This window comes from Pseudomonas sp. R151218B TE3479 (genome assembly GCF_053629195.1).
Window position 1 is genome coordinate 2,403,891 of record NZ_JBRJHV010000001.1, and the last position, 13,116, is coordinate 2,417,006.

Here is a 13,116-nt window from a genome sequence, read left to right on the forward strand (position 1 = left end):
TGATCACGTTGGATCGGCCACCGGACTTCGATCTTTAACCAGCAAAAGGCAAAATGGTGGCAATTGTTACAGGAGTTTGATTGGCATCAAGAAATACGCCGCGTCCCATGGGTGGGTATCAGTCTTGCGAATGATTGGAGACAGCGCCCGTACCGCTGTCTAGATTGCATATCCAGGCCACGGACCGTTGGCCCATAACAATAAAAGAGACGGACCCATGCAGAACTCGACCCAAGCGGCGAATGCCTGGCGCATTCTGTTCCTGTTGTTCCTGGCCAACCTGTTCAATTTCTTCGACCGCACCATCCCGGCGATCATCATCGAGCCGATCCGCATGGAGTGGAGCCTCAGCGACTTCCAGATCGGCATCATCGGCACCGCCTTCACCATCGTTTATGCCATTGCCGGCTTGCCGTTGGGGCGCATGGCCGATACCGGTTCGCGCAGCAAGTTGATGGGCTGGGGCCTGGCGGCCTGGAGCGGACTGACGGCGGTGAACGGCCTGGTGGGCAGTTTCTGGGCGTTCCTGGTGGTGCGCATGGGCGTCGGTATCGGCGAGGCCAGCTACGCACCAGCCGCCAACTCACTGATTGGCGATCTGTTCCCGGCCCACCGCCGGGCTCGAGCGATGGGTATCTTCATGCTCGGCCTGCCGCTGGGCCTGCTGTTGGCGTTTTTCACCATTGGCGCGATGGTCAAGGCGTTCGACAGCTGGCGAGCGCCGTTCTTCATCGCGGCGGTACCGGGGCTGGTGCTGGCGGTGTTCATGTTTTTCATCAAGGAGCCCAAGCGCGGCGCGGCGGAAACCGTGCAGGTCTCCCAGGAAAAGATCGACAAGCCGGTTCGCCGGGTGCTGGCGATTCCCACCTTCCTGTGGCTGGTGCTGGCGGGGCTGTGCTTCAACTTCGCCACCTATGCCTGCAACTCCTTCCTGGTACCAATGCTGCAACGTTATTTCCTGATGCCGCTGCACGAGGCGGCTGTGGCCACCGGCATCATGGTGGGCGTGACGGGGTTGTTCGGGCTCACCCTGGGCGGCTGGGTCGCGGACAAGATCCACCAGCGCGTGCCCAACGGCCGCCTGCTGTTTGCAGCGTTCAGCCTGGCGATCTCGACGGTTACCACGGCGTGGGCCCTGCATGCCGGGCGCATTGAAATCGGCGTGTTCGTGGCGGTATTCAGCGTTGGTTGGCTGTTTGCCTATAACTTTTACACCTGCGTCTACACCGCCATCCAGGACGTAGTGGAGCCGCGCCTGCGCGCCACGGCGATGGCGTTGTACTTTGCCGGGCTGTATTTGCTTGGCGGCGGCTTGGGGCCGGTGGTGGTGGGCGGCTTGTCCGACTACTTCGCCCGCACGGCCATGGCCAGCGCGGGTGTCGATCAGATGACCGAAGCATTCAAGGCCATCGGCCTGCATGACGCGATGTACCTGATCCCGGTGGCGCTGCTCTTGACCATGGTGTTCCTGTTCCTGGCGTCACGCTGTTTCGTGCGCGATGCCAAGCGGATGAAGGACGGGATGAGCGTGGTGGCGGAGCCGGGGGGTGTGGCAGCGACGGCTTGATAGCATTTGTGCGAGCAAGACTTGTGTGGGAGCAAGGCTTGCCCGCGATGAAGGCGATGCGGTCTTTCAAAAAACCGAGGTGCCTGTTTCGCGAGCAAGCTTTGCTCCCACAATCCTTCTTCACCGATATAGGTTACCCAGCCTTCTCATCCCGCCCACGCAGCAAGCGATTGGGCATCGCCACCGCGGCCGCCAGCCCCAACAGCGATACCGCCGCGCTGATCACCAGCAAATGCCGGAATGTCACCTGCAATGCCTGGCGCAAGGCCTCCTGTGCCTCGCCCGGGGCGGCGTTCAGACCGTCCAGCAAGACATTGCCGCTATGCCCCTCGCCGAGCAGCGACGAGCCGGCGAGCTGGGCGAAGTTTGAATCCTGCAGCAAGGCCAGCAGCAAGGCCGACATCAACGCCACGCCCACCGCGCCGCCAAGGGAACGGAACAGGTTGGTGGTGCTGGTGGCGACGCCAATGTCCTGTTGGTGTACGGAGTTCTGCGAACCCACCAGCGACGTGGGGAACTGCATGCCCGAGGCGATGCCGCTGAGCAGCATGAACAGGCTGCTGAGCCAGAACGCGTCAGGCGCAGTGAAGGCCATGCCGAGGATGGCGAAGGGAAAGAGCAGGGCACCGCTCAGGATCATCGGTTTGTAGCGCCCCGTGACCGAGGTCCGGCGGCCAGCGAAATACGCACCGATCGGCAGCCCTATGGCCAGCGGCAACAGGTGCAACGCCGCACTGTCGGCACCGGCGCCGGTCACGCTCTGGAAGCGCAACGGCATCAGCACCGTCAGGGAAATCGCCTGGAAACTGGTGAAGAACACCGTGCACCAGCACAGCACCGCGCTACGGTTGGCGAACAGATGCATCGGCAGCAACGGTTCCCGCGCCCGGCGCTCGTACCAGGCGAACGCTCCCAGGGCTATCCCCGCGCAACCCAGTAATCCCAGCACTTCACGGCTGTGCCAGGCATGGCCCTGGCCGACCTCGGTGATCCCCAGCAGCAACGCCGTCAGGCCAATGATCAGCAACACGGTGCCCAGGTAATCGATGATCGGCGTGCGTTGCGGCACTGGCAGCCCCACCAGGGTGCGGCGGGCCACCCACCAGGCCGTGAGGCCCAGCGGCAGGTTGATCCAGAACACCCAGCGCCACGACAAGTATTCGGTCATGTAGCCACCAAGCACCGGCCCGGCCACGCTGGCCACCGCGTACATGCTGCTGAAATACCCTTGGTAGCGACCCCGCTCGCGGGGCGGGATGATGTCGCCGATGATCGCCTGGCTCACCGAAATCATCCCGCCGGCGCCGATGCCCTGGACAATCCGCGCCAGCACCAGTTGCTCCATGTTTTGCGCCAGGCCACAGAACAGTGAGGCCAGGGTGAACAGACCCATGCCGAACAGCATCAGCGGCCGGCGTCCGTAGAGGTCGCCGAGCTTGCCGTAGATGGGCACCGCCACGGTCATGGCGACCATGTAGCCGGAAATTACCCAGGCCAGCAGGCTGACGTCGGCAAATTGTGCGGAGATGGCCGGCATCGAGACGGCGACGATGGTCTGGTCCAGGGCACCCAGGAAAATCGCCAGCATCAGGGCCACCAGCACGCTGCGGATGGCCGGTTTCGGGGCTTGGAGCGTATCGAGCTGAGTCACGACAGAACCTGCGGGCATTGCGCCGAAGAGGCGAATGGGATGAAGCCCGCAGTTTAAGTCGGTAGGCGGCTATTCGATAGCCTCGTAAGGGAGTCCGACGTAATTTTCCGCAATGGTTTTTCGGCCGGCCTCGGAGTCGAGGAAGTATTCCAGCTCGGCTTCGCTGATGCGCTGGTTGAAGGCATCGTCGTCGAAGCGGTGCAGCATCGAAGTCATCCACCACGAGAACCGTTCGGCTTTCCAGACGCGCCGCAGGCAGATGGCCGAATATTGCTCCAGCAAGTCCACACGACCGTCGCGATAGACCTTGAGCAGGATGTTGAACAACGTGCTGACATCGCTGGCGGCCAGGTTCAGCCCCTTGGCCCCGGTCGGTGGGACGATGTGGGCCGCGTCGCCCACCAGGAACATCCGTCCGTACTGCATCGGCTCGACCACGAAGCTGCGCAGCGGCGCGATACTTTTCTCGATGGACGGGCCGGTCACCAAGGCCTCGGCCAGGTCGGTGGGCAGGCGGTTTTTCAGTTCATGCCAGAAACGCTCGTCCGACCAGTCGGCCACTTGCTCCTCGGCGGGGACTTGCAGGTAGTAACGGGTGCGGGTCTTGGAGCGCATGCTGCACAGGGCAAAACCGCGGGCGTGCCGAGCGTAGACCAACTCTTCGTGAACCGGCGGGGTGTCGGCCAGCACGCCGAGCCAGCCAAACGGGTAGACACGCTCGAAAACCTTGAGTTTTTCCGCCGGAATGGACTGTCGCGCCACGCCGTGGAAACCGTCGCAACCGGCAATGTAGTCGCAGTCCAGGCGCAAGGTTTGCCCTTCATGCTCGAAGGTCACGAAAGGGTGCTCGGTTTGCATGTCGTGGGGCTGGGCGTTGCTGGCCAGGTACAACGTGCGGGCGCCGGCGGCTTCGCGGGCGGCCATCAGGTCACGGGTCACTTCGGTCTGGCCGTAGACCATGACGTTTTTACCACCAGTCAGGCCCTTGAGGTCGATGTGCACCCGCCGGTCGTTGAGCACCAGTTCAAAGCCGTCATGGGGCAGGCCCTCGGCGTCCATGCGTTGGCCGACGCCGGCCTGGCGCAGCAGTTCGACCATGCCTTGCTCCAGCACGCCGGCGCGGATGCGGCCCAGTACATAGTCGGGGGTCTGGCGTTCGAGGATGACAGTGTCGATTCCGGCGTTGTGCAACAACTGGCCGAGCAGCAGGCCAGAGGGGCCGGCACCGATGATAGCGACTTGGGTCTTGAGGGTTTTCATTGTTCTTATGACTCGCACGAAGCACGCGACCAGGGTCGGTGTTGATTATTAGAAATCGAGTGCCTACATTTTTCGCTTGCGGACCTGTCAGTTGAAGGGGAAAACTGAGCCGATACCTGTACTTTCTACCAATTGGTGCGATTATCGCCCGCAACCCCAGGCCCGGATCCACGTTATGAAAAAACCTGATCTGCCTTCGATCCCGGTGTTCAAGCTCTACGGTGAGAGCCAGGAATGGCCGACCCCGGACCTGCTGCACTGCGAAACCATCTCCAAGCGCAGCCGCGAGCATCACTGGGAAATCAAACCCCATCGGCACGCCGATCTGTGTCAGTTGTTGTTTGTCTTCAAGGGCCAGGCGGAATTGGAAATCGAAGGCCGACGCACGCAGCTCACCGAGCCGGCCGTGCAGATCCTGCCGCCGCTGTCGGTCCATGGCTTTCGTTTTTCCGAGGATGTGGAAGGTTACGTGGTGACCCTGGCGGCGCCGTTGGTCACGCACCTGCAAGGGCAACTGGGGCATTCGGTCAATGTGCTGGCCCAGGCCGAAAGCTACCCCGCCCTCGAGAACGCCGAGTACCTCAACAGCCTGTTCAGCGCCCTGCAGAATGAATACATGGGGCATCAGCCGGCTCGGGAAATGCTGATGCATGCGCTGGTCAGCGTGATCATGGTCTGGGTCAGCCGCCAGGTGATGCAGCGACATACCCAGGCCCAGCGCCCGCAACGGGCCCGGGAATACCTCAACGGGTTCATTCAGTTGGTGGAAGAAACCTATCGCGAGCATGTCAAGGTCGAAGACCTGGCCCATCGCCTGGGCATTTCCGTGTCGCACCTCAACGGCACCTGCCGGGAACTGGCGGGCCAACCGGCGTTGCAGATCATGCACGAGCGCCAGTTGTTGGAAGCCAAGCGCCTGCTGACCTACACCGGCATGACTATCTACGAGATTTCCGAACTGCTCGGGTTTTCCGACCCGACCAACTTCACCCGGCTGTTCCGCCGGCGCGTCGGTATCTCGCCCAAGGCGTTCCGGGACCGGCTCAAGACCGATCAACAGGACGACTGACCACGCCTCAGCGCAGGGCGTTCAGGGTCGCGCTGTGGGGGATGCAGCGTTCGAAGTTGCAACTGGCGTATTCACGGGGCAGTTGCCTGGCCTGCTCGACCCGGTAGGCCGCAGTGCCATACAGCGCAAGCGTGGCGGCGCAGGTGACGAAAATGGCGAGGCGTCTTCTTGTTTTGATGTTCATGGCGGTGACCTCTGAACGAATACCCTGGGGTACTACTTTCAGCATAGGTCAGCCGTGGCGGGTTGCCAGCCAGGCAGTGAGTGTGTTTAACCCACTATTCAGAACATTGATAGCCCTTGTGGGAGCGAGCTTGCTCGCGATGAGGGTGGGTCAGTCACTCCGTGTCTCGGCTGATCTACCGCTATCGCGAACAAGCTCGCTCCCACAGGGGATTGGGGTGGTCTTTTAGCCGGGTTATGCCAGGTGTTCTGGCTTCATCGGATCGCCCGGCTTGACGTCCAGTTGCTTGCGCACGTCTTCGAACATTTCGTCGTAATACTTGTGCATCGAGCCGATGCTGGCGGTCTTGGGCAAGCCATATTGCTGCGCGATACGCGTGGCGTGGCGGGCGAAGTCGAAGGCCTGGTCCTTGGCCAGGAAGAAGGTCTCGTCCAAGGACTTGTCCTCCACCGTGCCATGCACCCGGAACGACATGCCGGTGCCTTCCTTGGGGTCCTGTGCGACCTCGTAGTCGATGCACAGGTTGTAGCTGAAATCTTCCTTGTTCAGCGCATGGCGTTCCATGTGCAGGTGACCGGGTTCGAACATGGCCATAAACGACTCTCCTCGAAGGCGTGGGTGTAGGGCAGACCCCGGATCCGCCCTGCAAGTTTCCTGTTATCGATAAGCGATGCCAGGTGTCGACGTGCTGATACGGGTGCCGGCCTGGCCCTGGACGATAGCATCGATGTCCGACAGCGACCCGATCACCGCGACCTTGCCAGTGTTGCGCGCGAACTCACAGGCGGCCTGCACCTTCGGCCCCATGGAGCCGGCGGCGAAACCGAGCCGTTCCAGTTCGTCGGGGTGGGCCTGGGCGATGGCTTTCTGGGTCGGCTTGCCGAAGTCGACGAACGCGGCGTTGACGTCGGTGGCGATCACCAGCAGATCGCTTTCCAGCTGTTCGGCCAGCAGCGCCGAGCACAGGTCCTTGTCGATCACCGCTTCCACGCCCTGCAGCTTGCCGTCGGCGTCGTACATCGTCGGAATGCCGCCACCGCCGGCGCAGATCACGATGCTGCCTTTTTCCAGCAGCCACTTGATCGGGCGGATCTCGAAGATGCGCTTGGGCCTGGGGCTTGCGACCACTCGGCGGAACTTGTCGCCGTCCGGGGCGATGGCCCAGCCTTTCTCGGCAGCGAGTCGTTCCGCGTCCGCTTTGCTGTAGACCGGGCCGATGGGTTTGGTAGGGTTCTGGAAGGCCGGGTCGTTGCCATCCACTTCGACCTGGGTCAGCAGCGTGGCGAAGGGGACTTCGAAGTCCAGCAGATTGCCCAGTTCCTGTTCGATGATGTAGCCGATCATGCCTTCGGTTTCGGCGCCGAGCACGTCCAGTGGATACGGCGTGACCGCAGTGTAGGCCGCCGCCTGCAACGACAGCAGGCCGACCTGCGGGCCGTTGCCGTGGGCGATGACCAGTTGGTTGCCGGGGTGGATCTTGGCGATCTGTTCAGTCGCGGTGCGGATGTTGCTGCGTTGATTGGCAGCGGTCAGGGGTTCACCCCGACGCAGGAGGGCGTTACCGCCCAGGGCAACGACGATGCGCATGGTGTTGTCCTTCAAAAAAATGGACGAACAACGCGGTCCCTTGTGGGAGCGAGCTTGCTCGCGATAGCGGTGTGTCAGTCGACATCAATGTTGCCTGTTCCTGCACCATCGCGAGCAAGCTCGCTCCCACAGTGATTCGCGTCGGGCATTCAGATATCCGCCAGCGCCGATACCAGGATCGCCTTGATGGTGTGCATGCGGTTTTCCGCCTGCTCGAAAGCAATGTTGGCCGGGGACTCGAACACCTCCTCGGTCACTTCCACGCCATTGGCCAGGTTCGGATAGCGGGCGGCGATGTCCTTGCCGACCTTGGTTTCGCTGTTGTGGAACGCCGGCAGGCAATGCATGAATTTCACCCGTGGGTTGCCCGAGGCTTTCATCATTTGCGCGTTGACCTGGTAGGGCAGCAATTGCTCGATGCGTTCATCCCAGGCTTCCACCGGTTCGCCCATGGACACCCAGATATCGGTGTGGATGAAGTCCACGCCCTTGACCGCTTCTTTCGGATCCTCGGTGATGGTGATACGCGCGCCACTTTCGGCGGCGAAAGCCTGGCACTGGTCGATGAAATCCTGATGCGGCCACAGGGCTTTCGGTGCGCCGATGCGCACGTCCATGCCCAGTTTGGCGCCGATCATCAGCAGCGAATTGCCCATGTTGTAGCGCGCGTCGCCCAGGTACGCGTAGCTGATGTCATGCAACGGCTTGTCGCTGTGCTCGCGCATGGTCAGGGTGTCGGCGATCATTTGGGTGGGGTGGAATTCGGCGGTCAGGCCGTTGAACACCGGCACCCCGGCGAACTTGGCCAGTTCCTCGACGATTTCCTGTTCGAAGCCTCGGTACTCGATGGCGTCGAACATCCGCCCCAGGACCCGGGCGGTGTCTTTCATGCTTTCCTTGTGACCGATCTGCGACGACACAGGGTCGATGTAGGTGACGTGGGCGCCTTGGTCATGTGCCGCGACTTCGAAGGCACAGCGGGTGCGAGTCGAGGTCTTCTCGAAGATCAGCGCGATGTTCTTGCCCTTGAGATGCGGCTGTTCGGTGCCGGTGTACTTGGCACGCTTGAGGTCGCGGGACAGGTCCAGCAGGTAATGCAGCTCGCGGTTGGTGTGGTGCATCAAACTCAGCAGGCTGCGGTTGTGCATGTTGAACGCCATGATATGGATCTCCTTGGGTTTCGGTTATCCCCTGGGCTGCGTTCGATAAACACTGGCCCAGGCTCGAAGGTCAGTAGTCGATCGGGTCGCGAATGATCGGGCAGGTCATGCAATGGCCACCGCCGCGGCCGCGGCCCAGCTCGCTGGCGCTGATGGTGATGACTTCCACCCCGGCCTTGCGCAGCAGCGTGTTGGTGTAGGTGTTGCGGTCATAACCGATCACCACGCCTGGCTCCAGCGCCACCACGTTGTTGCCGTCGTCCCATTGCTCGCGTTCGGCGGCGAAGCTGTTGCCGCCGGTCTCCACCACTCGCAGCGCCGGCAGCTTGAGCGCCGCGGCCACGGTGTCGAGGAAGCTGCCTTCTTCGCGGCGCACGTCGATGCCGCCGGGCTTGCTCTCGTCAGGGCGCAGGGAGAAGGCGACGATCTGGTTCACCACTTCCGGGAAAACCGTGACCAGGTCGCGATCGCAGAAGCTGAACACTGTGTCCAGGTGCATGGCGGCGCGGGACTTCGGCAAGCCGGCGACGATCACCCGCTCCACGGCCTTGTGCTTGAACAGGTTCAGCGCCAGTTGGCCGATGGCTTGGCGGGACGAACGTTCGCCCATGCCGATCAACACCACGCCGTTGCCAATGGGCATCACGTCGCCGCCTTCAAGCGTGGCGTTGCCATGCTCCAGGTCCGGGTCGCCGTACCAGATCTGGAAGTCAGCCTGAGTGAACTCGGGGTGGAACTTGTAGATGGCGCTGGCGAGCAGGGTTTCCTGGCGGCGCGCCGGCCAGTACATCGGGTTCAGGGTCACGCCGCCGTAGATCCAGCAAGTGGTGTCACGGGTGAACTGGGTGTTGGGCAGCGGCGGCAGGATGAAGCTGGAGTGCCCGAGGAAGTCGCGGAACATCTGGATGGTCTTGCCACCGAAGCTGTCCGGCAGGTCGTCGGCCGAGACGCCGCCAATCAGGAACTCGGCGATATGGCGCGGCTCCAGGCTGCGCAGCCAGGAACCGACTTCGTTCACCAGGCCCAGGCCCACCGAGTTGGCGGTGATCTTGCGCTGCAGGATCCAGTCCAGGGCTTCGGGGATGGCGACGATGTCGGTCAGCAGGTTGTGCATTTCCAACACGTCGATGTCACGCTCGCGCATCTTGGTGACGAAGTCGAAATGATCGCGCTTGGCCTGGTTGACCCAGATCACGTCGTCGAACAGCAGCTCGTCGCAGTTGTTCGGGGTCAAGCGTTGATGGGCCAGGCCTGGGGAACACACCATGACTTTACGTAATTTACCGGCTTCGGAATGAACGCCGTACTTCACTTTTTCCGTGGTCATTACAAATCCTCCTGTTAAACAATCAGCCAGCTACAAGGTCAGGAAGCCGTCGTAGAGCCCATAGGCGGCCACCAGGGCGCCTACGATCACTGCGGCGAAAATCAGCTTCTCGACAGAGGTGAAAACCGGTTTGCCCAACTCGCGCTTGGCCTTGGCGAACAGAATCGCGCCGGGGGCATAGAGCAGGGCGGAGAGCAGCAGGTACTTGATCCCGCCGGCGTACAGCAGCCACACCGCGTAGATCAGGGCGATGGCGCCGATGGCCAGATCCTTGCGCCGTTCGGCCGCGAAGCCTTCGTAGGTCTCGCCGCGCACCGCCAGCAGCACGGCGTAGGCCGCCGACCACAGGTACGGCACCAGAATCATCGAGGTGGCGAGGTAGATCAGTGACAGGTAAGTGCTGGCCGAGAACAAGGTGATGACCAAAAACAGCTGGACCATCGCGTTGGTCAGCCACAGGGCGTTGGCCGGTACGTGGTTGGCGTTCTCCCGGCGCAGGAACTCGGGCATGGTGTGGTCTTTGGCGGCGGCGAACATGATCTCGGCGCACAGCAGCACCCAGGACAGCAGGGCGCCAAGCAGCGAGATGATCAGGCCGACGCTGATCAGCACCGCGCCCCAGTGGCCCACGACATGCTCCAGCACGGCGGCCATCGACGGGTTCTGCAGCTTGGCCAGTTCCGGCTGGGTCATGATGCCCAGCGACAGCACGTTGACCAGCACCAGGAACAGCAGCACGGTGATGAAACCGATGACTGTGGCCTTGCCGACGTCGGAGCGTTTCTCGGCCCGTGCCGAGAAGATGCTGGCGCCCTCGATGCCGATGAACACCCATACGGTGACCAGCATCATGTTGCGCACCTGATTCATCACGCTGCCCAGGTCCGGGTTTTTCACGCCCCAGATGTCGGCGGTGAAGATGTCGAGTCTGAAGGCGAACACTGCGATCAACACGAACAGCAGCAACGGCACGACCTTGGCAATGGTGGTCACCAGGTTGATGAACGCCGCCTCCTTGATGCCGCGCAGCACCAGGAAATGCACCGCCCACAGCAATACCGAGGCACCGATCACCGCGGCAACGGTGTTGCCTTCACCGAAAATCGGGAAGAAGTAGCCCAGGGTACTGAACAGCAGTACGAAGTAGCCGACGTTGCCCAGCCAGGCGCTGATCCAGTAGCCCCAGGCCGACGAGAAGCCCATGTAGTCGCCGAACCCGGCCTTGGCGTAGACATACACGCCGCCATCCAGGTCGGGCTTGCGATTGGCCAGGGTCTGGAACACGAACGCCAGGGTCAGCATGCCGACGGCGGTAATCGCCCAGCCAATCAGCACCGCACCGACGTCGGCGCTGGCGGCCATGTTTTGTGGCAGGGAAAAGATCCCGCCGCCGATCATGGAACCGACAACCAGTGCAACTAGCGCACCCAATCGAAGTTTTCCGGGGGTATCAGACATTTACGAGACTCCAATGCAGGAGAAGAGAGTCAACAGACTAAGTCGATTTGAAAGTTAAATAGCTGATCTGGATCAGTACATGACAACATTACGTTGTTAATGAAGGAGTTAAATACTTTCCTTCACGTCCATAAATTGGCAGGAGCCCCGTTTTAGAGGCCCTGGAAGGCGAGGCGAGACGGGATCTGTCCCCGTAGGACTATTCAAGCTAGTTGATTTCCACTGGATCGCAACTATTTTGAAGGTGGCTTTCTGGCAAAAAAATAATCGGCTGTCTTGGTCTTTCTTATTGCTGTTCTGGACAATGATCCAGGTAATAATCCCTTGGGCTATACGCGCATGACGTTATTCAAAAACGTTATGTCGCATTATTTACTTAATGAGCGAAAAAGATGCCGCAGTCGATTGAAAAGTTACGACTCGGTGCGCTGGTCGCGCTGGTCGTGGGGTCGATGATCGGCGGCGGGATCTTTTCCCTGCCGCAGAACATGGCGGCCCGGGCCGACGTGGGGGCAGTGCTGATCGGTTGGACGATCACCGCCGTCGGCATGCTGACCCTCGCTTTTGTCTTTCAGACCCTGGCCAATCGCAAGCCCGAGCTGGACTCGGGTGTCTATGCCTACGCCAAGGCCGGTTTCGGCGACTACATGGGCTTCTCTTGCGCGTGGGGCTACTGGATCAGTGCCTGGATGGGCAACGTCGGTTACTTCGTGTTGCTGTTCAGCACCCTGGGCTACTTTTTCCCGGTGTTCGGCCAGGGCAACACGCCGGTGGCCATCGCCTGTGCATCGTTGCTGCTGTGGGCGGTGCATTTCCTGGTATTGCGCGGGATCAAGGAGGCGGCGTTCATCAACCTGGTGACCTCCATCGCCAAAGTGGTGCCGCTGGTGATGTTCATTGTCATCGCCGCGGTGGCGTTCAAAGTCGAGGTGTTCACCCGGGACATCTGGGGCGAGATGAACCCGGACCTGGGCAGCGTGATGGACCAGGTGCGCCACATGATGCTGGTCACGGTGTTCGTGTTCATTGGCATCGAAGGCGCCAGTGTCTACTCGGCGCGGGCGGAAAAACGTGCGGACGTCGGACGTGCGACGGTGATCGGTTTTCTCGGGGTCCTGGCGCTGCTGGTGCTGGTGAACGTGTTGTCCCTGGGGATCATGAGCCAGCCTGCCTTGGCGCAACTGCAGAACCCGTCCCTGGCCGGCGTGCTGGAACATATCGTCGGGCCTTGGGGCGCGGTGTTGATCAGTCTCGGCCTGGCGGTGTCGTTGTTGGGTGCGCTGTTGTCCTGGGCGCTGTTGTGCGCCGAAATTCTCTATGCCACCGCCAGGGACAAGACGATGCCGGCGTTCCTGACCAAGGAAAACGCCAACCGTGCGCCGGTCAACGCGTTATGGCTGACCAATGCCATGATCCAGTTGTTTTTGCTGATTACCCTGTTTTCCGCAGGCACCTATACCAGCCTGATCTACCTCGCATCATCGATGATTCTGGTGCCGTACCTGTGGTCGGCAGCCTATGCGGTGTTGCTTTGCGCACGGGGCGAAACCTATGGGCAGGCCTCGGCCGGGCGCATGAAGGACCTGTGCATGGGTGGCGTTGCGCTGTGCTATGCGGTGTGGCTGCTGTATGCCGGCGGCGTGAAATACCTGCTGCTGTCGGCGCTGTTGTACGCGCCGGGGGTGATCCTGTTTGCCCAGGCCAAGCGCGAGCAGCGCCTACCCTTGTTCACCCCTGTGGAGAAAGGCGTCTTTGCATGTGTGATGGCGGGGGCGGGGGTGGCGGCTTATGGGTTGTACGTTGGCGTGCTGGTGTTGTAAGGCTCGTGCGGTTCCTGTGGCGAGAGAGCTTGC

General features: G+C 61.5%; 11 protein-coding genes. 3 read left to right on the plus strand and 8 right to left on the minus strand.

Annotation, left to right across the window (positions count from 1 at the left end):
- The first annotated feature begins 217 nt into the window (after window positions 1-217).
- Window positions 218-1,567 (plus strand): spinster family MFS transporter, encoded by a 1,350-nt coding sequence (locus AB7M32_RS10765; protein WP_454249878.1) that lies wholly within the window; start codon window positions 218-220, stop codon window positions 1,565-1,567.
- Between the two features lie 133 nt (window positions 1,568-1,700).
- Here the strand turns inward: AB7M32_RS10765 and AB7M32_RS10770 are convergent, their stop codons facing one another.
- Together AB7M32_RS10770 and pobA are read right to left on the minus strand one after the other, a co-directional pair.
- A complete protein-coding gene (locus tag AB7M32_RS10770; protein WP_454249879.1) occupies window positions 1,701-3,236 on the minus strand; it encodes an MDR family MFS transporter in 1,536 nt (511 codons plus the stop codon).
- Between the two features lie 51 nt (window positions 3,237-3,287).
- Window positions 3,288-4,478, minus strand: a complete 1,191-nt coding sequence (gene pobA, locus AB7M32_RS10775; protein WP_454249880.1) for a 4-hydroxybenzoate 3-monooxygenase — start codon at window positions 4,476-4,478, stop codon at window positions 3,288-3,290.
- A 175-nt stretch (window positions 4,479-4,653) separates the two neighbouring features.
- On the opposite strand from pobA, the gene AB7M32_RS10780 reads away from it, so the two are divergent.
- Window positions 4,654-5,547, plus strand: a complete 894-nt coding sequence (locus AB7M32_RS10780) for a helix-turn-helix domain-containing protein (protein WP_454249881.1) — start codon at window positions 4,654-4,656, stop codon at window positions 5,545-5,547.
- A 7-nt stretch (window positions 5,548-5,554) separates the two neighbouring features.
- Here AB7M32_RS10780 and AB7M32_RS10785 read toward each other — a convergent pair whose 3' ends face one another.
- The 6 genes from AB7M32_RS10785 to arcD (AB7M32_RS10810) all read right to left on the minus strand — a co-directional run bounded on the left by AB7M32_RS10785 (window position 5,555) and on the right by arcD (AB7M32_RS10810) (window position 11,263).
- The gene (locus AB7M32_RS10785; RefSeq protein WP_162843733.1) at window positions 5,555-5,731 is read right to left on the minus strand and encodes a hypothetical protein; all 177 of its coding nucleotides are present in this window, start codon (window positions 5,729-5,731) and stop codon (window positions 5,555-5,557) included.
- 234 nt (window positions 5,732-5,965) lie between these two features.
- Window positions 5,966-6,325, minus strand: a complete 360-nt coding sequence (locus AB7M32_RS10790) for a DUF5064 family protein (RefSeq protein WP_072409642.1) — start codon at window positions 6,323-6,325, stop codon at window positions 5,966-5,968.
- Between the two features lie 63 nt (window positions 6,326-6,388).
- On the minus strand, window positions 6,389-7,318 hold the full coding sequence (gene arcC, locus AB7M32_RS10795) for a carbamate kinase (protein WP_454249882.1): 930 nt from the start codon (window positions 7,316-7,318) through the stop codon (window positions 6,389-6,391).
- A gap of 149 nt (window positions 7,319-7,467) precedes the next feature.
- Window positions 7,468-8,478, minus strand: coding sequence for an ornithine carbamoyltransferase (locus AB7M32_RS10800; RefSeq protein ID WP_454249883.1), 1,011 nt, complete (start codon window positions 8,476-8,478; stop codon window positions 7,468-7,470).
- Between the two features lie 70 nt (window positions 8,479-8,548).
- Window positions 8,549-9,805, minus strand: coding sequence for an arginine deiminase (gene arcA, locus AB7M32_RS10805; RefSeq protein ID WP_454249884.1), 1,257 nt, complete (start codon window positions 9,803-9,805; stop codon window positions 8,549-8,551).
- A gap of 30 nt (window positions 9,806-9,835) precedes the next feature.
- A complete protein-coding gene (gene arcD, locus AB7M32_RS10810; protein WP_454249885.1) occupies window positions 9,836-11,263 on the minus strand; it encodes an arginine-ornithine antiporter in 1,428 nt (475 codons plus the stop codon).
- Between the two features lie 392 nt (window positions 11,264-11,655).
- On the opposite strand from arcD (AB7M32_RS10810), the gene arcD (AB7M32_RS10815) reads away from it, so the two are divergent.
- Entirely contained in the window at window positions 11,656-13,083 is a 1,428-nt protein-coding gene (arcD, locus tag AB7M32_RS10815) for an arginine-ornithine antiporter (RefSeq protein ID WP_454249886.1), read from the plus strand.
- The last annotated feature ends 33 nt before the right edge of the window (window positions 13,084-13,116 follow it).